The organism is Streptomyces sp. CB02261, from assembly GCF_001905665.1.
Taxonomy (GTDB): Bacteria; Actinomycetota; Actinomycetes; order Streptomycetales; family Streptomycetaceae; genus Streptomyces.
In genome coordinates this window covers 647,963-669,280 of record NZ_LIVX01000002.1, presented here as the reverse complement: position 1 = coordinate 669,280, position 21,318 = coordinate 647,963, and the positions used below count along the sequence as shown (strand labels likewise).

17 protein-coding genes are annotated in these 21,318 nt (G+C 72.4%); 8 read left to right on the top strand and 9 right to left on the bottom strand.

Annotated features, from left to right (window positions below):
• Positions 1-11: 11 nt before the first annotated feature.
• The 5 genes from AMK29_RS08525 to AMK29_RS08505 all read right to left on the bottom strand — a co-directional run bounded on the left by AMK29_RS08525 (position 12) and on the right by AMK29_RS08505 (position 5,313).
• Positions 12-1,031, bottom strand: a complete 1,020-nt coding sequence (locus AMK29_RS08525) for a hydroxyacid dehydrogenase (protein ID WP_073810080.1) — start codon at positions 1,029-1,031, stop codon at positions 12-14.
• Positions 1,032-1,048: 17 nt separating this feature from the next.
• Positions 1,049-1,903 carry a carbohydrate ABC transporter permease gene (locus tag AMK29_RS08520; protein ID WP_073810076.1) on the bottom strand — a complete coding sequence of 285 codons (855 nt, stop codon included), beginning with the start codon at positions 1,901-1,903 and terminating at the stop codon, positions 1,049-1,051.
• Positions 1,900-2,787 (bottom strand): carbohydrate ABC transporter permease, encoded by an 888-nt coding sequence (locus AMK29_RS08515; RefSeq protein WP_073810073.1) that lies wholly within the window; start codon positions 2,785-2,787, stop codon positions 1,900-1,902. Before AMK29_RS08515 ends, AMK29_RS08520 begins: the two co-directional genes overlap by 4 nt.
• Positions 2,788-2,791: 4 nt before the next feature.
• Positions 2,792-4,108 carry an ABC transporter substrate-binding protein gene (locus AMK29_RS08510; protein ID WP_073810070.1) on the bottom strand — a complete coding sequence of 439 codons (1,317 nt, stop codon included), beginning with the start codon at positions 4,106-4,108 and terminating at the stop codon, positions 2,792-2,794.
• 101 nt (positions 4,109-4,209) lie between these two features.
• The gene (locus AMK29_RS08505; protein ID WP_073810067.1) at positions 4,210-5,313 is read right to left on the bottom strand and encodes a substrate-binding domain-containing protein; all 1,104 of its coding nucleotides are present in this window, start codon (positions 5,311-5,313) and stop codon (positions 4,210-4,212) included.
• Positions 5,314-5,489: 176 nt separating this feature from the next.
• Here AMK29_RS08505 and AMK29_RS08500 point away from each other — a divergent pair, with 176 nt between their 5' ends.
• Positions 5,490-7,397 (top strand): DUF2264 domain-containing protein, encoded by a 1,908-nt coding sequence (locus AMK29_RS08500; RefSeq protein WP_073810065.1) that lies wholly within the window; start codon positions 5,490-5,492, stop codon positions 7,395-7,397.
• 82 nt (positions 7,398-7,479) lie between these two features.
• Here AMK29_RS08500 and AMK29_RS08495 read toward each other — a convergent pair whose 3' ends face one another.
• Together AMK29_RS08495 and AMK29_RS08490 are read right to left on the bottom strand one after the other, a co-directional pair.
• Entirely contained in the window at positions 7,480-8,253 is a 774-nt protein-coding gene (locus tag AMK29_RS08495; protein WP_073810062.1) for an SDR family NAD(P)-dependent oxidoreductase, read from the bottom strand.
• Positions 8,254-8,273: 20 nt separating this feature from the next.
• Positions 8,274-8,957 carry an MOSC domain-containing protein gene (locus tag AMK29_RS08490; RefSeq protein WP_073810059.1) on the bottom strand — a complete coding sequence of 228 codons (684 nt, stop codon included), beginning with the start codon at positions 8,955-8,957 and terminating at the stop codon, positions 8,274-8,276.
• 81 nt (positions 8,958-9,038) lie between these two features.
• Here AMK29_RS08490 and AMK29_RS08485 point away from each other — a divergent pair, with 81 nt between their 5' ends.
• A complete protein-coding gene (locus AMK29_RS08485) occupies positions 9,039-9,932 on the top strand; it encodes a LysR family transcriptional regulator (protein ID WP_073810727.1) in 894 nt (297 codons plus the stop codon).
• Between the two features lie 166 nt (positions 9,933-10,098).
• Here AMK29_RS08485 and AMK29_RS08480 read toward each other — a convergent pair whose 3' ends face one another.
• Complete coding sequence (locus AMK29_RS08480; RefSeq protein ID WP_073810056.1) at positions 10,099-10,485, bottom strand: WhiB family transcriptional regulator; 387 nt, start codon at positions 10,483-10,485, stop codon at positions 10,099-10,101.
• 434 nt (positions 10,486-10,919) lie between these two features.
• Here AMK29_RS08480 and AMK29_RS08475 point away from each other — a divergent pair, with 434 nt between their 5' ends.
• The 4 genes from AMK29_RS08475 to AMK29_RS08460 all read left to right on the top strand — a co-directional run bounded on the left by AMK29_RS08475 (position 10,920) and on the right by AMK29_RS08460 (position 15,251).
• Entirely contained in the window at positions 10,920-11,531 is a 612-nt protein-coding gene (locus AMK29_RS08475; RefSeq protein WP_003948568.1) for a response regulator transcription factor, read from the top strand.
• 243 nt (positions 11,532-11,774) lie between these two features.
• Positions 11,775-12,377 (top strand): sigma-70 family RNA polymerase sigma factor, encoded by a 603-nt coding sequence (locus AMK29_RS08470; RefSeq protein WP_073810054.1) that lies wholly within the window; start codon positions 11,775-11,777, stop codon positions 12,375-12,377.
• Between the two features lie 140 nt (positions 12,378-12,517).
• Positions 12,518-14,020, top strand: coding sequence for an IMP dehydrogenase (gene guaB / locus AMK29_RS08465; RefSeq protein WP_073810051.1), 1,503 nt, complete (start codon positions 12,518-12,520; stop codon positions 14,018-14,020).
• 106 nt (positions 14,021-14,126) lie between these two features.
• A complete protein-coding gene (locus AMK29_RS08460; RefSeq protein WP_073810049.1) occupies positions 14,127-15,251 on the top strand; it encodes a GuaB3 family IMP dehydrogenase-related protein in 1,125 nt (374 codons plus the stop codon).
• A gap of 73 nt (positions 15,252-15,324) precedes the next feature.
• On the opposite strand, the gene AMK29_RS08455 is transcribed toward AMK29_RS08460, so the two are convergent.
• Positions 15,325-16,566: a nucleotide sugar dehydrogenase gene (locus tag AMK29_RS08455; RefSeq protein ID WP_073810047.1), complete on the bottom strand. Its 1,242-nt coding sequence runs from the start codon at positions 16,564-16,566 to the stop codon at positions 15,325-15,327.
• 300 nt (positions 16,567-16,866) lie between these two features.
• Between AMK29_RS08455 and AMK29_RS08450 the strand changes: the two genes are divergently transcribed.
• Positions 16,867-18,573 carry a glycerol-3-phosphate dehydrogenase/oxidase gene (locus AMK29_RS08450; RefSeq protein ID WP_073810042.1) on the top strand — a complete coding sequence of 569 codons (1,707 nt, stop codon included), beginning with the start codon at positions 16,867-16,869 and terminating at the stop codon, positions 18,571-18,573.
• Between the two features lie 189 nt (positions 18,574-18,762).
• Entirely contained in the window at positions 18,763-21,207 is a 2,445-nt protein-coding gene (locus tag AMK29_RS08445) for a serine/threonine-protein kinase (protein ID WP_079196805.1), read from the top strand.
• The last annotated feature ends 111 nt before the right edge of the window (positions 21,208-21,318 follow it).

The window sequence follows — 21,318 nt, the reverse complement described above, 5'->3', positions numbered from 1 at the left end:
CCTGGGTGGCGCTACGCCGAGCGCTGGAGGTCTGACGCCCTGACCTCCTCCGCGAAGGGCTCGCCGCGCGCGTACCGCGCGACCTCCTCGATCGCCTGGTCCGCCATCCGGTGCAGCTCGTTGCCCAGGGAGCCCGCCACGTGCGGGGTGAGCAGGACGTTCGGGAGGGTGTAGAGGGGGGAGTCGGGGGGCGGGAGTTCCGGGTCCGTCACGTCCAGGACGGCGTGGAGGCGGCCGGTCAGGAGGTGGGGGAGGAGGGCCTGTTCGTCGATCAGGGAGCCCCGGGACGTGTTGACGAGCGTCGCTCCGTCCGGCATCGCGGCGAGCTGGGCCGCGCCGATCATGCGGTACGTGGACGGGAGCTGGGGCGCGTGGACGGAGACGACGCTGCTGCGGGCGCACAGTTCGTCGAGGCCGACGAGTTCCACGCCGGGCGGCGGGGCGTCGACGTACGGGTCGTACAGGAGGACGTCGAGGTCGAAGGGGCGCAGGAGCTCGATGACCCTGCGGCCGATGCGGGAGGCGCCGACGACGCCGATCGTGCGGCGGTAGTTGCCCCCGTCGGCGGACTCCGTCAGCCAGGCGTGGTCGGCGCGGAGTTCCGCGTACCGCCGGGCCGAACCGAGGACCCGTTTCCCGGCGAAGAGGATCGCGGCGAGCGTGTACTCGGCGACCGGGAGCGCGTTGGCGGCGGCGGCGGAGGTGACGCGGAGGCCGCGTTCCCAGCAGGCGTCGGTGATGTGGTGCTTGACCGAGCCCGCGGCGTGGACGACGGCCCGCAGGCGCGGCGCGCGGTCGAGGACCTCGGCGCTGAGCGGGGGTGCTCCCCAGCAGGTCAGCAGGATCTCGGCGTCCGCGAGGGCGGCGGTGACGCGGGGATCGGCTGAGGTCAGGTCCTGGGCCACCAGGTGCGGGTCCGTGCGGGCGAGGGACGCGAGGCGGGTGCGGTGGGCGTCCGTCAGGAGGCGTCCGGCGATGCCTTCCCCCATCGCCAGCAGCAGCGCGGGGCGGTTGTCAGTGGTCGGGTGCATCGTTGTACCTGTGCTCCTCACTTGACGCTGCCGGCCGTCAGACCGGCCTTCCAGTGGCGCTGGAGGGAGACGAAGGCGACGACGAGGGGGACGACGGCGAGCAGGGATCCGGTGACGACGAGGGGGTAGAAGTCGGGTTCGGCGTGGGCGTTGCTGTTCCACGCGTACAGGCCGAGGCTCAGCGGGTAGAGCTTCTGGTCCGACAGCATCACCAGGGGGAGGAAGAAGTTGTTCCAGACGGCGGTGAACTGGAAGAGGAAGACGGTCACGAAGCCGGGCATCACCATGCGCAGTCCGATGGACCAGAAGACGCGCAGTTCGCCGGCCCCGTCGATACGGGCGGCCTCCAGGGCCTCGTCGGGGATGTAGCCGGCGCAGAAGACCCGGGAGAGGTAGACGCCGAAGGGGTTGACGAGGACGGGGATCAGGACGGCCCAGTAGGTGTTGACGGCGCCGACCTCGCTGGCCAGGAGGTACATCGGCAGGGCGAGCGCGGTGGTCGGGACGAGCACGCCGACGAGGACGAGGCCGAAGAGCTTCTCCTTGCCCCGGAAGTCGTAGACGTGGAAGGCGTATCCGGCGGCGACGCTGACGAACGAGCAGGCGAGGGCGCCGATTCCGGCGTAGAGCAGGCTGTTCAGGTACCAGTGGAAGTAGATGCCGTCGTTGTACTCGGCGAGCCGGGTGAGGTTGCCGCCGAGGTCGAAGCCCTCGAAGGAGAAGGCGTTTCCGGCGAGGAGTCCGCCCGCGTCCTTGGTGGCGGCGGTGAGCAGCCAGACGAGGGGGAAGAGCATGTAGACGACGGCGAGGACGAGGGCGCCGTTGACGGCGGCCTGGGAGAGCCAGACGGAGGGGGTACGGGGCCTGCTCATGCGCGCTTCCCCTTCCGGCCGGCCAGCCGCGTCACGGCGAAGGAGAGCAGCGCCGCCGTCAGGGCGAGGAGGACGGAGGCGGCCGCGGCGAGCCCGTAGTCGTTGCGGTCGAAGGCCGCGGTGTAGGCGTACATGTTCGGCGTCCAGGTGGAGGTGACGGCGGAGCCCGTGCCCTTGTTGAGGATCAGCGGTTCCGTGAAGAGCTGGAGGGAGCCGATGATCGTGAACAGGCCGACCATCGCCAGCGAGGCCTTGACCAGCGGGATCTTGACGGAGAAGGCGATGCGCCAGGCGCCGGCACCGTCGACGGTGGCCGCTTCGAGGACGGAGCGGTCGATGGCCTGGAGCGCCGCGTAGAAGATGACCATGTTGTAGCCGAGCCATTCCCACAGGGCGATGTTGACGACGGAGGGCAGGGCGCCTCCGGGGGAGAAGAAGTCGAAGCCGATGCCTCCGGCCTCCATGGCCTGGACGACGGGGCTGAGCTGGGGCGTGTAGAGGTAGACCCAGATCAGGGCGGCGATGATGCCGGGGACGGCGTGCGGCAGGAAGAGCGCCAGCTGGAAGAAGCGGCGGGCGCGGGCGAGCGCCGAGTCGAGCAGGAGGGCGAGGCCGAGGGCTCCGGCGAGCAGCAGCGGGATGTAGAGCAGGCAGTATCCGAGCAGGACGCCGAAGCCCTCGCGGAAGGCCCGGTCACCCAGCGCCGCGGTGTAGTTGTCGAGGCCGGAGAAGACGGTCTCGGTGCCGCCGAAGCCCAGTCCGGACTGTTTCTCGGTGAAGAGGCTGAGCCAGACCGCGTATCCGATCGGCACCACCATCACCGCGGTGAACAGCAGGAAGAAGGGGGTCAGCAGGATCGTGGCGGCGCGGGTGCGGGCCTTCATGCGGTCAGCCCTCGACCTTCAGGCCGCGCTTGGTGAGCTCGGCGACGGTGGCGTCGTGACCGGCCTTGACGGCGTCGGCGATGCCGGGGCCGCCCTGGGTGATCTTGCCGAAGTGGTCCTTGATCGTGGTGTTGGTGGTGCCGGTGGTCGGGCCCCAGGCCCAGTCAGGGCTGATGGAGGCGCCCGCGGCCTCGAAGAGGGCGTAGATGTCCTGGCCGCCGTAGTAGCCGGCGTCGAAGGCCTTCTTGGCGACGGGGCGCAGCGCGGTGGCGGCCGGGAAGGCGGAGGAGGTGCCGGAGGCGATCCGGGCCTTGACGCCTTCCTCGGTGGTGGACATCCATTCGGCGAAGGTGACCGCCGCGGCCTTCTTCCCGCTGTCCTTGGTCACGGCGAAGGAGGTGCCGCCGAGCATGCCGCTGGCGGGCTTGCCGTCCCAGCTGGGCATGGGGGCGACGGCCCACTTGCCGTCCTGCTCGGGCAGGGTGCCCTTGAGGACGCCCGCGCCCCAGGAGGCGCCGAGGTAGCCGATGGTGGTGCCGTTCTTGAGGGAGCCGGTCCACTCGGGGCTGAAGGATGCGTTCTTGTGGACGAGTCCGTCGTCGAGCAGCCCCTGCCAGTAGGCGGTGACCTTGGTGGTGGCCGCGTCGGTGGTGTCGATCTTCCAGGTGTCGTTCTCGGCCTTGAACCACTGGGCGCCGGCCTGCCAGGCCATCGCCTCGAAGGTGGTCGGGTCGTCCGGGAAGAAGGTGGCGATCCGGGCCTTGGCGTCGGCCTTCCTGACCTGCTCGGCGGCCTTCCTGAACGCGTCCCAGGTGGCGGGGACGGGGACCTTGTACCTCGCGAAGAGGTCCTTGCGGTAGAAGAAGGCCTGCGGGGCGGCGTCGAAGGGGACGGCCCAGGTCTTGCCGCCGAGGGTGGTGAGTTCGACGGTCTGCGGGAGCAGCTTGGCGCGGTCGGCCTCGGTGAACTCGCCGCCGATGTCCTGGAGGGCGCCGGAGCTCACGAACTCGGGGAGCGAGGAGTACTCGATGGAGACGAGGTCGGGGGCGTTGCCGGCCTTCACGGCGTTGGAGATCTTGGCGTAGCCGCCGGCGGTGCCGGAGGGGATCTCCTCGAACTTCACCTGGATGTCGGTGTGGGAGGCGTTGAAGGCGTCGACGACGTCCTTGGAGCCCTTGGCCCAGCCCCAGAAGGTGATGGTCACGGGTCCGGCGGACTTGTTCGCGGTGTCGTCACCGCCGCCGCCGCACGCCGTGAGTACGGCGAGGGCGGTGGCGGTGCCGGCTATGACGCGGGACGTTCTGCTCCAACTACGGGTCACGGCACGGCTCCTGAGGGCAGGCGGCGGGGAGGTTGTGGCCGTGATCCTGTGACCGTTCATGACCGAAGTCAAGAGCGAAAGATTGATTGATCGAAAAATGATCAGACCGGAAGGTCGGTCGCGCCGCCCGCTCCGCACGACTCCCGCACGCGCAGCCTCGGCAGCAGGCCCAGATGGCGGCGCGCCGCGTCCTCGTCCGGGCCCTCGGTGAGCCGCTCGACGAGCAGCTCCGTGGCATGCCGGCCCACCTGCCGCTTGGGCGGGGCGACCGCCGTCAGCGGGGTGTCCGCGAGCGCGGCGACCTCGTCGTCGTACGCGATCAGGGCCAGGTCGTGGGGCACCCGTACGCCCAGCTCGGAGAGGCGCTGCACGATCTCGATCGCGTCCACGTCGTTGTGGACCAGGGCCGCGCTCGCGAGGCCCGAGCCGACCGCCTCGTGCAGGGCCCGCACCGCCCGCTCGAAGCCCTCCGGGTCCGCCTCGGCCGGGACGCTCTCGATGACGGGCCGCGGTTGCTCCAGGCCCAGCGTCCCCAGCGCCTCGGCGTAACCGGCGCGCACCGCGAGGGCGGTCGGGGAGTCCCCGCGCGCCACGAGCAGCGGCGTCGCGTGTCCCAGGGCCAGCAGGTGGCGCAGGGCGAGCAGGACGCCGTGCCCGTGGTCGGACGCCACCCGGTCCAGACCGTCGAGCGGGCTGCCGGGCACGGCCCGGCGCTCCAGGAGGACAGCCGGTACGGGGAGTTCGGCCAGCCAGTCCCCGTACGCGAGGCGGTCCTCTGGGCCGCGCCAGCCCGGCGCGACGAGCACCCCCTCGGCGCCGGCCGCGAGCAGCCCCTCGGTGCGGGCCCGGTCCTCCTCCGGCCGGTAGTCCGAGACGCGGAGGACGAGCCGGGCGCCGGCGCGGGCGGCCGCTTCGTGCGCCCCGCGGATGATCTCGGCGAAGTAGTACGTGGCGGAGGGGGCCAGCAGGCCGATGACCAGGCCCTCACCGGGGCGCCCGCCGACCGGGCCGCCCTGTCGCCGCGGCCAGGACACCTGGCCGTGCACCCGGTCGAGCAGACCCCGGCCGGCGAGGAGTTCGACGTCACGGCGGGCGGTGACGGGGGAGACCCCGAGCCGTTCGGCCAGGTCGGCGACGCGGGCCGTGCCGCGCTCGCGCACCAGGGCCAGCAGTCGGTCGTGTCGTTCGGCAGCACTCTCGCGCACGGCGCAGTTCCCCCTCGCGGTGGTCGTGGTCCCCCGACCTTAGTTCACGCGCGGCACAGAATGATCGAACGGTGAGAATTTCGATCATTCGATCCCGAACTCTTGACGTTCGATCGGAGCGCTGTCCAGGATGCCGGGCGACGCGGTCGTCGCCGCAGGGAACCCCAGGAGCATCAATGGACACGCCGCCCGAGAACCGGGAACTCAGCCCGTACACCGGGTGGACCCGGGCCCACTGGGAGACCACGGCCGACCGACTCCTCCTGGCCGTACGCCCCTTCGCCTCGCCGCGGTACGGGCTCATCGACCTTCCCGGGCCCCGCCCCAGCTGGTCCGGCGCCCGCTCCGACGGCCTGGAGGGCTGGGCCCGCACCTTCCTCCTCGCCGCACTGCGTGTGGCCGGAGCCGGGGGCGGGGATCCGTACGGCCACCTCGACCGGTACGCCGAAGGGCTCACGGCCGGCACCGAGAAGCCGGGCACCGGCGGCCCGCACACCAGCCGTCCAGGCACCAGCCGCCTCGACACCGGCCGCCCCGGCACCGGCCGCCCCGGCACCGGCCGCCCCGGCACCGGCCGCCCCGACTCCTGGCCCCTCACCACCGACACCCCTCAGGCGATCGTCGAAGCCGCCTCGATCGCCCTCGGCCTCCGCCTCACCCGCCCCTGGCTCTGGGACCGGCTCGACGACCGCACCCGCGAACAGGTCGCCGACTGGCTCCGACCGGCCCTCGCCCCGTCCCCCGTCGACAACAACTGGTGGCTCTTCGGCCTCACCGTCGCCGGCTTCCTCCAGGACGCCGGCATCGACACCGACCGGGCCGCCGCCACGATCGACCGCTCCCTCGCCCGCATCGAGGACTGGTACCTCGGCGACGGCTGGTACAGCGACGGCGACAACCGCGCGTTCGACCACTACAACGCCTGGGCCCTGCACTTCTACCCCGTGCTCCACGCCCACCTCGCCGGCGACCGCGCCCTCCTCGACCGCTACGGGCTCCGCCTCCGCGCCCACCTCGACGACTACGTCCACCTCTTCGACGCGAACGGCGCCCCCGCCCCGTACGGGCGCTCCCTGATCTACCGCTTCGCCGCGGCCGCCGCCCCCTGGCTCGGGACCCTCACCGGGCACACCCCCCTCACCCCCGGCGCCACCCGCCGCCTCGCCTCCGGCTCCCTGCGGTACTTCCTCGACCGCGGCGCCACGAGCCCGGACGGGCTCCTCACCCTCGGCTGGCACGGCCCGTACCCGCCGCTCGTCCAGGAGTACTCCGGTCCCGGCTCCCCCTACTGGGCGTCCAAGGGCTTCCTCGGTCTCCTGCTGCCCGCCGCCCACCCCGCCTGGACCGACCCCGAGGAACCCCTGCCCGCCGAACGCGCGGACACCGTGCGCCCCTTCGCACCCGCCGGGCTGCTCGTCCAGACCACCGCCACCGACGGACTCGTACGCCTCCACAACCACGGCAGCAACCACGTGCACAGCGCCGACGCGGAGGAGGACGACCCGGGGTACGCCCGCCACGCCTACTCCACCCGCACCGGCCCGACCACCGGACCGGCCCCCGCCGACAACCACTTCGCCCTGCTCGCCGAGGGCCGCGCCACCACCCGGGGCCCCGCCGTCCCCGTCGGCACCGGCCCCGGCTGGGCCGCCTCCCGGCACACCCCGCTCCCCGGGGTCCGGGTCCTCTCCGCCACCCTCGCCCACGGTCGTGCCGAGGTCCGCGCGCACCTCGTCCTCGACGCCCCGGAAGGGACCCCCGTACGGCAGACGGGCTGGGCCACGACCCCCGACGGGCCGCGGGCCCAGCTCCACCCGGTCCACGGCTACCCGGAGGGCGTCGACGCCGTCGCGCTCCCCACCGGGGAGACCCTGCAGGGTCCCGGCAGCCACGTCCTCGCCCTGCACGGCACCACGGACGGCCCGACGACCCTCTTCGTCGCGCTCGCCTCACTGACGGCCGAACCCGCCCCGACCCCCGTGGCCGACCTCGCGCAGGTCAGGGTCGAAGGCCGCACCCTCCGGGTGACCTGGCACGACGGCACCACGGCCCGTCTGGACCTCGACGACCCGGGGGCGGCCTAGCCCCGGCCCGACCGGGCGGCCGCCCGGCGCCGAGGGGCCGTCACCTCGGGCGGGGGGACCGCCGCCTCGGGCCGAGGGGCCGTCACTTCGGGCCGTACTTGCGGCCCGCCTTCGAGGAGACACCGCCCAGCAGACCGCGCGGCGCCAGCTTCACCACACCCATCAGGGCCTTGTAACGGGGGTCCGGGATCGACAGTGTCCTGCCCCGCGCCAGGTCCGACAGCGCCGCCGCCACCAGCTTGTCCGCGTCGAGCCACATCCAGCCCGGGATGTTCTCCGTCCCCATCCCGGCCCGCTCGTGGAACTCGGTCCGCACGAACCCGGGGCAGAGCGCCATCAGGCGTACCCCGGTGCCCGCCAGGTCCCGCGCCGCGCCCTGGGTGAACTGCACGACCCACGCCTTCGACGCCCCGTACGTGCCACGGGGCACGAAGGCGGCCACCGAGGCGACGTTCACCACCCCGCCCCGGCCCCGCGCCTTCATCGAGGCGGCGGCGGCCGAGGTCAGCCGCAGCACCGCCTCGCAGTGCACCGTGAGCATCGTCAACTCGTCGGCCATGGAGACCTCGAGGAAGCGGCCCTTGTTGCCGAAACCGGCGTTGTTCACGAGCAGGTCCACCGGCTGCCGCGGGTCCGAGAGCCGGGCCTCGACGGCGGCGATGCCCTTCTCCTCGGAGAGGTCCGCCGCGAGCACCTCCGCCTCGACGCCGTGCCGGTCGTGCAGCTCGGTCGCCTGCTCGCGGAGCCGCTTCACGTCCCGGGCCACGAGCACGACGTTGTGGCCGTCCGCCGCCAGTCTCCGTGCGAAGGCGGCGCCGATGCCCGCGGTGGCGCCCGTAATCAGTGCAGTCGTCATACGGGCACGGTAGTGCCCCCTTACGGCGCCTCCGCCCGGGCGTACTTGTCCGCGTACTGGCGCGCGAGCGCGAGGAGTCCCGACTCCATCCATTCGGCGGCGGCCAACGTGCGGGGCAGCAGCGCGCGTTCGGCGGTCGCGGCGCGGTGGAGCAGCGCGACGGTGATGTCGTGCTCGGGCCGGTGGACGACCGTGACCGGATCGCCCGCGCGGATGTCGCCCGGCACGATCACCCGCAGCAGTGCGCCGGGACCGGCCTCCGACTGCGTGAACCGCTTCACCCAGCCCTTCTCCCGTACGAAGCCCGCGAACGTACGGCAGGGGATACGGCCGCCGGTGACCTCCAGGACGACCTCGTCGCCGATCCGCCACCGCTCACCGATCAGCGCCCCGTTCACGTCGAGGCCCCGGGTGGTGAGGTTCTCGCCGAACGAGCCGTTGGCGAGCTCCCGGCCGAGCTCCCGCTCCCAGAGGTCCAGGTCCTCGCGGGCGAAGGCGTACGCGGCCCGGTCGTCGCCGCCGTGGAAGCGCAGGTCGCAGACCGTGTCACCGGCCAGCCCGCTCCTCCCGACGCCGGGCGCCCCGGGGGCCTCGATCCGCACGGGCCCGTCGACGGGGCGTTTGTCGATGGCGGTCAGGCCGGACGCGGCGTCGGTGTAGTCCACGGCCCTGGCGCGGCCCACATTCACACTCAGCAAGGTCATGCGGGCACTGTAAGGGCACCGATCTCAAAGGCGCGGGCGAATATGCGCGGGTTCACCCAAGACTCGCTTATGCTGGAACGCATGATCGAGGCACGCCATCTCCGCGTCCTGCGCGCCGTCGCCGCCACCGGCTCCTTCTCGGCCGCCGCGCGCGAACTCGGCTGCACCCAGCCGGCCGTCAGCCAGCAGATGAAGGCGCTGGAGTCCTCCGCCGGCACGCCGCTGCTGATCCGCACCGGCCGCGAGATGCGCCTCACCCAGGCGGGCGAGGTCCTCGTCCGCCACGCCTCCGGCATCCTCGCCGGGCTCACCGCCGCCGAGGAGGAGGTCGCCGCCATCGCCGGGCTGCGGGCGGGCCGGGTCCGTCTGGTGTCCTTCCCCAGCGGCAGTTCCACCCTCGTCCCCACCGCGCTCGCCGCCCTGCGGGCCGCGCACCCCGGCACCCGCGTCTCGCTCGTCGAGGCCGAACCGCCGCGCTCGATCGAGATGCTCCGCGAGGGCGACTGCGATGTGGCCCTGGCCTTCCGGTACGGGGCGGGGCGGGCCGAATGGGACGACCTGGTCGTGCGTCCGATCCTCGCCGACCGCCTGGTGGGCCTGGTCCCCGAGGGGCACCGGCTCGCCGACGCGGGGTCGGTGGGCATCGCGGAACTCGCCGACGAGTCCTGGATCGCGGGCTGCCCGCGCTGCCGCCGGCAGCTGGTGGACGTCTGCGAGGAGGCGGGCTTCACCCCCCGTATCGACTTCGCGACCGACGACTACCCGGCCGTGGTGGGCCTGGTCGGCGCGGGCCTGGGCGTGGCCGTCCTGCCGGAGCTGGCCATCGAGTCCGTACGGCCCAAGGGGGCGCGGACCGTGACCGTGGAGCCCGCCGTGGAGCGGGAGATCGTGGCCCTGACGCTGCCCGACCTCGCCATGGTCCCGGCCGTCGCCGCCACGCTCGACGAACTGACCCGCGCCGCCACGCGCGCGTAGGAGACGGACCGACCCGCGCCGCCACGCGCGCGTAGGAGCCGAGCAACGCGCGCGTGAGCGCGGTTCGACAGGGAGTGCTTACTGTCCGAGCGAGTGCTTCCCCGTGTGTTCGCGCGCGTACCGCCCGTGTGCCGGTACGTCGCCGCTTAGCTGAAAAAACGTTCCTTCACATACGCTCCACAATCGGCCGGCCGGGGGCCGACGCCGATGTCGATGTCGTCATGGATGTCACGGAGGACGCGACCGGCGCCGTGGGCGCCGTGCTGATCAGGCGATTGCGCGCGCGTCCCATGAGCTCTTCGCGTTCGTCCTCGGTGAGGCCGCCCCATACGCCGTAGGGCTCCCGTACCGCGAGTGCGTGTGCCGCGCACTCCGCGCGCACCGGGCACCGCATGCAGACCTCTTTCGCCGAGTTCTCACGCGCACTCCGTGCCGCGCCGCGCTCTCCCTCGGGGTGGAAGAACAGGGAGCTGTCGACCCCGCGGCAGGCCGCGAGCAGTTGCCAGTCCCACAGATCGGCGTTGGGTCCGGGAAGGCGGGAGAAATCTGCCATTGCGCTAGTCCCCTTGAAACCGTGTCGAACGGATAGGTGGGCGGGTGGATGGCTGATGCCGGGGGTTCCTCGTGTTCCCGCGGGTCCGGGTCGGTACACCTACTGTCTAAGTAGATGTAAATATGACTCATTGCGAATCTAGCCACAGACACTGCGAAAAGGGAAGAAAAGCCGCTAAATGGGGCAGTACCTCTCGATGAAGGACAGAAGGCTCGCGTCGCTCTCCTCCGTACGCGGCCCCTCACGTAGAGTGCCGAAGGCTGCCGTCCGACCCGTAACTCTTTCGAGTGACCGTCGTTGAGTGTGCGGAGGCGGTTGAAGGAACAAGCGATCGGGCAGGTGTCCGAGAGCGTCAATCGCACAGGTGACGATTACGTACAGCCCTGGAGGCTCAAGGTGACGCGCAACAGCTGCGAGAGCCGCGGAGGTCACGCATGACATCCGTCCTCGTCTGCGACGACTCCCCGCTTGCCCGAGAGGCGCTCCGCCGCGCGGTCGCGACCGTGCCCGGCGTCGAGCGCGTGACCACCGCGGCCAACGGCGAGGAAGTCCTCCGCCGCTGGGGCGCGGACCGCTCGGACCTGATTCTGATGGACGTACGCATGCCCGGTCTCGGCGGCGTGGAGACCGTCCGCCGGCTGCTCTCCGCGGACCCCGGCGCCCGCATCATCATGCTCACGGTCGCCGAGGACCTCGACGGCGTCGCCCTCGCGGTCGCCGCCGGCGCCCGCGGCTATCTGCACAAGGACGCCTCGCGCGCCGAACTGCGGGCCACCGTCACCCAGGCGCTGGCCGACCCGACCTGGCGGCTCGCCCCGCGACGGCTCCGTTCGGCCGAGATGGGCGCTGCGCCCACCCTCACCGCGCGCGAGATCCAGGTCCTCGAAGGCATGAGCCACGGACGGTCCAACGCGGAGATCGGGCGCGAGCTCTTCCTCTCCGAGGACACGGTCAAGACGCACGCCCGCCGCCTCTTCAAGAAGCTGGGCGCCTCGGACCGGGCGCACGCCGTCGCCCTCGGGTTCCGCTGGGGCCTGGTCCGCTGAACCGCAGGTCACCTGCCACACCCCCGTCCTCGTCCGCGTCCGTCGTGGGGTGGACGGGGTGGGCTTGTGTCACTTCCCCGCCGTATGCCGCATCCTTGAGATGTGGAGTTCCTCGGGGACGAGTCGATCGAGCGGGAGGGGAGGGCGCGGGAGATGAGTTCCGGCGCACCTGCTCATAACGCTTCGGTGCACAACTACGGACGCGGTGCCGCGAACGCAGAAGCGTCGGGGCACCATGGAGCGATGCGCGACGACGAGACCGCGGTGTCCCCCATGCCCTCCGGGCACGGGGAGATCGGCGCGCTCGTCCACCGCGCGGTCGACGGCGACGCGCAGGCCACGCACGACCTGCTCGCGCGGGTTCACCCGCTCGCCCTGCGGTACTGCCGCACCCGCCTCAACCGGCTGCCGGGCGACGCCCGGCACTTCGTCGAGGACCTGGCCCAGGAGGTCTGCGTCGCCGTCCTGATGGCGCTGCCGCGCTACAAGGACACGGGCAGGCCCTTCGAGGCCTTCGTCTTCGCCATCGCGGGACACAAGGTCGCCGACCTCCAGCGGGCCGCCATGCGGCACCCCGGGTCCACGGCCGTGCCCTCCGACGAGATGCCCGAGCGGCCCGACGACTCCCTCGGCCCCGAGGAGCGGGCGCTCCTCAGCGACGACGCCGAGTGGGCCAAGAAGCTGCTCGCCAACCTTCCGGAGAACCAGCGCGAACTGCTCGTCCTCCGCGTCGCGGTCGGACTGACCGCCGAGGAGACCGGGCAGATGCTCGGCATGTCCCCGGGGGCCGTCCGGGTCGCGCAGCACCGCGCGCTCAGCCGCCTCAGGGCGCTGGCCGAGCAGTAAGCCTCGGCAGGCCCCGTCGTCCCTTTCGTACACGTGTGAACGTCCAAAGCTTCCCGCTGATCTTGATCGTGGAATGAGACACCGCTTTGGCCCGTTAGCATGGACATCCCGCACCGATCAAGGCCATTTGGGAAGGTGTCATGACTGCCAACGTCGACGGAGTGCCCGAGAAATTCGCGACACTCGGGCTGACCTACGACGACGTGCTGCTGCTGCCGGGCGCGTCCGAGGTCCTCCCGAACGCGGTCGACACCTCGTCCCGCATCTCCCGCAACGTCCGGGTGAACATCCCGCTGCTCTCGGCGGCGATGGACAAGGTCACCGAGTCCCGCATGGCCATCGCCATGGCGCGGCAGGGCGGCGTGGGTGTGCTGCACCGCAACCTGTCGATCGAGGACCAGGTCAACCAGGTCGACCTCGTGAAGCGCTCCGAGTCCGGCATGGTGACCGACCCGATCACCGTGCACCCGGACGCGACGCTGGCGGAGGCCGACGCGCTGTGCGCCAAGTTCCGCATCAGCGGCGTCCCGGTCACCGACCAGGGCGGCAGGCTCCTCGGCATCGTCACCAACCGCGACATGGCCTTCGAGTCGGACCGCAGCCGCCAGGTGCGCGAGGTTATGACCCCGATGCCGCTGGTCACCGGCAAGGTCGGCATCTCCGGCGTGGACGCCATGGAGCTGCTCCGCCGCCACAAGATCGAGAAGCTGCCGCTGGTCGACGACGGCGGCATCCTCAAGGGCCTCATCACGGTCAAGGACTTCGTCAAGGCCGAGAAGTACCCGCACGCCGCCAAGGACAAGGAAGGCCGCCTGCTCGTCGGCGCGGCCGTCGGCGCCAGCCCCGAGGCGCTGGAGCGCGCCCAGGGCCTGGCCGAGGCGGGCGTGGACTTCCTGATCGTCGACACGTCCCACGGTCACAACAGCAACGCCCTGAACTGGATGGCGAAGATCAAGTCCAGCGTCGGCGTCGACGTCATCGGCGGCAACGTCGCGACGCGTGACGGCGCGCAGGCCCTGATCGACGCCGGTGTCGACGGCGTCAAGGTCGGTGTCGGCCCCGGCTCCATCTGCACCACCCGCGTGGTCGCCGGCATCGGCGTCCCGCAGGTCACCGCCATCTACGAGGCGGCGCTCGCCGCCCGCGCCGCCGGCGTCCCGGTCATCGGCGACGGCGGTCTGCAGTACTCCGGCGACATCGGCAAGGCGCTCGCCGCCGGCGCCGACACGGTGATGCTGGGCAGCCTGCTCGCCGGGTGCGAGGAGTCCCCGGGCGAGCTGCAGTTCATCAACGGCAAGCAGTTCAAGTCGTACCGCGGCATGGGCTCGCTCGGCGCGATGCAGTCCCGTGGCCAGGGCCGGTCGTACTCCAAGGACCGCTACTTCCAGGCCGAGGTGGCCTCGGACGACAAGCTCGTGCCCGAGGGCATCGAGGGCCAGGTGCCCTACCGCGGCCCGCTCGCCAACGTCCTGCACCAGCTCGTCGGCGGTCTGCGCCAGACCATGGGGTACGTGGGCGCCGCCACCATCGAGGAGATGGAGTCCAAGGGCCGCTTCGTCCGGATCACGTCCGCGGGGCTCAAGGAGAGCCACCCGCACGACATCCAGATGACGGTCGAGGCACCGAACTACAGCAGGAAGTAACACAGCGCGACGCGTGGGGGCGGTTCCGGCATGTGGCCGGAGCCGCCCCCCGCGCGTGTGTCGGGGATACTGGTAGGCGCAGACGTAGAGGGAAAGGCCACACATCGTGACTGAGATCGAGATCGGGCGCGGCAAGCGCGGCCGCAGGGCGTACGCGTTCGACGACATCGCCGTCGTCCCGAGCCGGCGCACCCGGGACCCGAAGGAGGTCTCGATCGCCTGGCAGATCGACGCCTACCGGTTCGAGCTGCCGTTCCTGGCCGCGCCGATGGACTCGGTCGTATCGCCGCAGACCGCCATCCGCATCGGCGAGCTGGGCGGCCTCGGCGTCCTCAACCTGGAGGGCCTCTGGACCCGGTACGAGGACCCGCAGCCGCTGCTCGACGAGATCGCCGAGATGGACGAGGCGACCGCGACCCGCCGTCTGCAGGAGATCTACGCGGCCCCGATCAAGGAAGAGCTGATCGGGCAGCGCATCAAGGAGGTGCGTGACTCCGGTGTCGTCACCGCCGCCGCGCTCTCGCCGCAGCGCACCGCGCAGTTCTCGAAGGCCGTCGTCGACGCCGGCGTGGACATCTTCGTCATCCGCGGCACGACGGTCTCCGCCGAGCACGTCTCGGGCGCGTCCGAGCCGCTGAACCTGAAGCAGTTCATCTACGAGCTCGACGTCCCGGTCATCGTCGGCGGCTGCGCCACGTACACCGCGGCCCTGCACCTGATGCGCACCGGCGCCGCGGGTGTCCTCGTCGGCTTCGGCGGCGGCGCGGCGCACACCACGCGCAACGTGCTGGGCATCCAGGTCCCGATGGCGACCGCGGTCGCCGACGTGGCTGCGGCCCGCCGCGACTACATGGACGAGTCCGGCGGCCGGTACGTGCACGTCATCGCCGACGGCGGGGTCGGCTGGTCCGGCGACCTGCCGAAGGCGATCGCCTGCGGCGCCGACTCGGTCATGATCGGCTCCCCGCTGGCCCGTGCCACGGACGCGCCCGGCAAGGGCCACCACTGGGGCATGGAGGCCGTCCACGAGGACGTGCCGCGCGGCAAGCTGGTCGACCTGGGCATCGTCGGCACCACCGAGGAGATCCTCGCCGGTCCTTCGCACACCCCGGACGGCTCGATGAACTTCTTCGGCGCCCTGCGCCGCGCGATGGCCACGACGGGCTACAGCGAGCTCAAGGAGTTTCAGCGCGTCGAGGTCACGGTCGCGGACGCCCAGCACAAGCGCTGACACCCGCTCCGTTCGCCGAGGGGCCCCGCACCGATCGTGGTGCGGGGCCCCTTCGCGTGCTCGGCGGGCCTGGTCAGAGGCGATGGGCCGCGCCCGCCGGGGTGGCCCCGCGGGTGTCGAGGAGGAGCTGGGCCTTGACCGAGAGGCCCTGGAGGTCGTAGGTGCGGTGGTGCTGGAGCAGGACCGTCAGGTCGGCGTGGGCGGCGGCCTCGTAGAGGGAGTCGGCGCGGGGGACGGGGAGGTCGCGGACGCGCCAGTCGGGGACGTGCGGGTCGTGGTAGCTGACGGCGGCGCCCAGGTCCATGAGGCGGCGGGCGATCTCGTCGGCGGGTGAGCCCTGGCGGTCGGGCAGGTCCGGCTTGTAGGTGATGCCCAGGAGGAGGATCCGGGCGCCGCGGGCCGACTTGCCGTGCTCGTTGAGGAGCGTCGCGGCGCGCTGGACGACGTACCGCGGCATGCGCTCGTTGACCTGGCCCGCGAGTTCGACGAGGCGGAGCGGCCGGTGGGCGCCGACGGTGTCGACGGGGGCGCCGTGGCCGCCGACGCCCGGGCCGGGGCGGAAGGCCTGGAAGCCGAAGGGCTTGGTCTCGGCGCAGCGGATGACGTCCCACAGGTCGACGCCGAGCTCGTGGCAGAGGACCGCCATCTCGTTGACCAGGGCGATGTTGACGTGCCGGAAGTTGGTCTCCAGGAGCTTGACCGTCTCCGCCTCGCGGGGGCCACGCGCGCGTACCACCTTGTCCGTGAGTCGGCCGTAGAACGCGGCGGCGGATTCCGTGCAGGCCGGGGTGAGGCCGCCGATGACCTTGGGCGTGCCGGCGAAGCCGTGGGTACGGCTGCCGGGGTCGAGGCGGCCGGGGGAGTACGCGAGGTGGAAGTCGCGGCCGGCGCGGAGGCCCGAGCCCGTTTCGAGGAGGTCGCGGAGCAGGCCCTCGGTGGTGCCCGGCGGGACCGGCGATTCGAGGAGGACGGTGGTGTGGGGGCGCAGCCGCGCGGCGAGCACGCGCGCGGAGTCGGTGACGGCGGTGAGGTCGAGCGAGCGGTCGGGGCCGAGGGGGGTAGGCGGGCAGAGGACGGCGGTGCGGACCCGGCCGAGTTCGGCGGGGTCGGCGGTCGGCCGGAAGCCGCCCGAGAGCAGCCGGCGGATCTCGGGGACGGTGAGCGAGCCGTCGACGGGGGAGCGGCCGGCGGCGAGTTCGGCGGCGGAGCGGGGGTCGGTGTCGTAGCCGATGGTGTCGATGCCAGCGACGGCGGCGGCCTGGGCGAGGGGGAGTCCGTGGTGGCCGAGGCCGATGACGGCGAGATCAGCGGGCATGGGGGGTGGGCCGTCCTTCCCAGTAGCCGGAGGGGACGCGAGGCGCAAGCCCGGTGGACAGAACGGGTCGAGCGCAATGTCAGACTAGGCGTAAATATGACCGATATGTGGCATTGCGGGGTCGCAGGTCGCCGAGTGTTATCCACAGGTCGGTGGGGAGGCGGTGGCTGAAGTCGCGGGGGCGGGACAGAATCGAGCTGTGAGCCGGACCACACGGGCCCGGTTCGCGGCACGTGTGCGCACGGCTCTCGTGCGTACGGCGTGTGCGGGACAGACGGGGGACGACGGGAGGCAGCAGCCGTGAGGACAGCGACACTGGGACCCGCCGAGCGCACCGAAGCGCTCGCGGCCATGGCGGAGCGCGAGCTGGACGTGCTGGTCGTCGGCGCCGGAGTGGTCGGCGCCGGGACGGCACTCGACGCCGTCACGAGAGGCCTCTCCACCGGCATCGTGGAGGCGCGCGACTGGGCCTCCGGCACCTCCAGCCGGTCGAGCAAGCTCATCCACGGCGGCCTGCGCTACCTGGAGATGCTGGACTTCGCCCTGGTCAGAGAGGCACTCAAGGAGCGCGGCCTGCTCCTGGAGCGGCTCGCACCCCACCTGGTGAAGCCGGTCCCGTTCCTCTACCCGCTCCAGCACAAGGGCTGGGAGCGGTTCTACGCGGGCTCCGGCGTCGCCCTGTACGACGCCATGTCCTTCTCCTCGGGCCACGGCCGCGGCCTCCCCGTCCACCGGCACCTCTCCCGGCGCCGCGCCCTGCGGGTCGCCCCCTGCCTCAGGAAGGACGCGCTGGTCGGCGCCCTCCAGTACTACGACGCCCAGATGGACGACGCCCGCTTCGTCACCACCCTGGTCCGCACCGCCGCCTCCTACGGCGCCATGGCCGCGAGCAGGGCCCGCGTCGTCGGCTTCCTGCGCGAGGGGGAGCGGGTCGTCGGCGCCCGCGTCCAGGACGTCGAGGCCGGCGTCGCGTACGAGATCCGCGCCCGGCAGATCGTCAACGCCACGGGTGTGTGGACCGACGACACCCAGGCCCTCATCGGGGAGCGCGGCCAGTTCCACGTCCGCGCCTCCAAGGGCATCCACCTCGTCGTCCCCAAGGACCGCATCCACTCCACCACCGGACTGATCCTGCGCACCGAGAAGTCCGTGCTCTTCGTGATCCCGTGGGGGCGGCACTGGATCGTCGGCACCACCGACACCGAGTGGGACCTCGACAAGGCCCACCCGGCCGCGTCCAGCGCCGACATCGACTACCTCCTGGAGCATGTGAACACGGTGCTCGGCACCCCGCTGACCCGCGACGACGTCGAGGGCGTCTACGCCGGCCTGCGGCCCCTGCTCGCCGGCGAGTCGGACGCCACGAGCAAGCTCTCGCGCGAGCACACCGTCGCCCACCCGGTCCCCGGCCTCGTCGTGGTGGCCGGCGGCAAGTACACGACGTACCGCGTCATGGCCAAGGACGCCGTCGACGAGGCGGTGCACGCCCTCGACCAGCGCGTCGCCCCCTGCGTCACCGAGGACACCCCCCTCATCGGCGCCGAGGGGTACCGGGCCCTGTGGAACGCGCGGGCCAGGATCGCCGCGCGGACCGGGCTCCACGTCGTCAGGGTCGAGCATCTCCTCAACCGCTACGGCTCCCTGACGGAGGAGATCCTCGACCTCATCGCCCGGGACCCGGCACTCGGCCGGCCGCTCGCCGCCGCCGACGACTACCTGCGCGCCGAGATCGTCTACGCCGCCTCGCACGAGGGCGCGCGCCACCTCGACGACGTCCTGACCCGGCGGACCAGGATCTCCATCGAGACCTTCGACCGGGGCACGCTCAGCGCGCGCGAGTGCGCGGAGCTCATGGCGCCGGTCCTCGGCTGGGAGGAGCACCAGATCGAGAAGGAGGTCGAGCACTACGAGAAGCGGGTCGAGGCGGAGCGGGAGTCGCAGCGGCAGCCCGACGACCAGACGGCGGACGCCGCCCGGCTCGGCGCGCCGGACATCGTGCCGATCTGACAGGACGTCGAGGCACCCCTGTCCGGTGGGAACCTGGGGGGTGTGCGGGGACGTCGTCATCCCGGAGTACGGACCCGGGGACGCCACCCGTCCCGAGGTGAGGGACAATGGCCTCTCTTCCAGGGCGGGTTACCGCATCGCGCGGGAAGCGGCAGACGCGGCGAAGATCAGGGATCGCAGAGGGGACGCATGTCGGAGGCGGAGCAGTCGCGGGACACGGCGAAGGACCCCGGGCGGGACGCCGCCGCGGGGGCCGCGACCGACGGCGAACGAGGAGCGATCCCGGCCGCGCGTGAACCGGCGCGGGACACGGAGGACGCGCAGGTCAAGGGGGGTGCGGGCACGCCCGTCACCCCGGCGGGCACGGGCGACGCGCAGGACGTGCGGGACCCGGCGGACGCCGCCGAGGCCGCGGGTTCGGGCGTTCGGGATGTGAAGGACGTTCAGGATGCCCCGGCCTCCGGGGATCCCCGGGACGTTCAGGGCGTCAAGGGCTCCGAGGGCGTGCCGTCCGACGGGGCGGCGGGTCCGGGCGGGAGCCGGGGCCAGGAGGCCGGTGCGGCCGGTCGGCTGCGCGGGACCGAGCCGTCGACCGGACGGGCCGGGTTCGGCGCGGGCGACGGTGACGGCGAGAGCGGCCGCCGGCCGGCGGGCACCGCGCGCGGCGCCGGCGGCGACCGGCTGCGCAAGGCCCCGTCCGGAGAGGGCCGCCTGCTCGCGGGCCGTTACCGGCTCGGCGTGGTCCTCGGCCGTGGCGGCATGGGCACCGTGTGGCGCGCGGTCGACGAGACCCTCGGCCGTACCGTCGCCGTCAAGGAGCTCCGCTTCCCCACCAGCATCGACGAGGACGAGAAGCGACGCCTCATCACCCGGACCCTGCGCGAGGCGAAGGCCATCGCCCGGATCCGCAACAACGGCGCCGTGACCGTGTACGACGTCGTCGACGAGGACGACCGCCCGTGGATCGTCATGGAGCTCATCGAGGGCAAGTCCCTCGCCGACGCCGTGCGCGAGGACGGCACGCTCACCCCCCGGCGCGCCGCCGAGGTCGGCCTCGCCATCCTCGACGTCCTGCGGTCGGCACACCGCGAGGGCATCCTGCACCGCGACGTGAAGCCGTCCAACGTGCTGATCGCCGAGGACGGCCGGGTCGTCCTCACCGACTTCGGCATCGCCCAGGTGGAGGGCGACCCCTCGATCACCTCCACCGGCATGCTCGTCGGCGCCCCCTCGTACATCTCGCCGGAGCGCGCCCGCGGCCACAAGCCCGGCCCCGCCGCCGACATGTGGTCGCTCGGCGGGCTGCTGTACGCGGCGGTCGAGGGCAGCCCCCCGTACGACAAGGGCTCCGCCATCGCCACCCTCACGGCGGTGATGACCGAGTCGGTCGACCCGCCGAAGAACGCCGGGCCCGAGCTGGAGAAGGTCATCTACGGCCTCCTCGCCAAGGACCCGGCCCAGCGGCTCGACGACGCCGGCGCGCGCGTCCTGCTGCGGGCCGTGCTCGACGCGCCCGAGACGGCGCCGGCCGTCTCCCCCGAGGCCACCATGGTCGTCCCGCTGCCGCCGCGCCCCGAGCGGACGCCGGCGGTCCCGGCCGCGGCCCAGGGCGACGCGCCCGACGCGGCCGCCGATCGGATGCGGGGCGCCCTGAAGTCGGTGCGCAACGCGGCGGCCACCGTGAAGGCCGATCCGAAGACGGGTGCGCAGTCGCACGCGAGCACCGTCGGCGGGCCCACGAGTACGGGCGCCGCCGCGCGACGGGACGGCGGCCGGCCGGCCACCGCCCGCGCGCCGCTCACCGACGTGGTCCCCCGCCGCACGCTGGTGATCATCGCCGCCGTCGTGGTGCTCGCCCTGCTCGGGACGATCTTCGCGGTCTCCCTCAGCGGTGGCGGGGACGAGAACAACCAGGGCAAGGAGACCGGCGGCACCACGGCCTCGGCCGGTGCCACGGCCGGCGGAGACGGTTCCGGCGGCGCGGACGGTTCCGGCGGTTCCGACGGCGGCAAGGGCCAGACGCCCGGCGGCCCCGGCCAGCAGGGCGGCGCGCAGCCCGGTGACACCGGCACCACGGGATCCACGGGTGCCGACGGCGGTTCCACGTCCACCGGCGGGTCGAACGGCAACGGCGTCACGCCGTCCGGCAAGCCCGGCGGCGACGCGGGTGCGCAGCTGCCCGCGGGCTACAGCCTCGTCACCAACACGCGGTTTCACTTCTCCATGGCGATGCCGTCGACCTTCGAGGTCCGCCCGATACCGGGTTACAGCGGTGGCGGGATCTTCAGCGAGAGCGGAGGCTTCCCGCGGGTCCAGGTCGACTTCAACGCCAGCCCGAAGGACGACGCCGCGACCGCCTGGGAGCTGGCCAAAATAGGAGTCGCCGCCACCAGCAAGGGCTACAAGCACGTCGGCATCAGGACGGTCTCCTACAAGGGCTACCCCACCGTCGCCGACTGGGAGTTCGAGCGCGTCCAGCAGGGCATGCGCGTCCATGTGCTCAACCGCGGCTTCAAGGTGGACGCCAAGCACGGCTACTCCATCATGATCAGCTGCAAGGCGGAGGAGTGGAACGCCGCGGAGTGCCGGACGCTGCGGGAGACGGCGTTCGCGACGTTCAGCCCCAAGGACTGACCGACGCACGTATCGTGAGAGTTCGAGGGCCGTTCGCAGCCGAAAAGAGCCGTTAACTGCACGGTGCCGGACCGGAATTGTCGGACTCGCGTGATCCCGCCCGATTCTGAG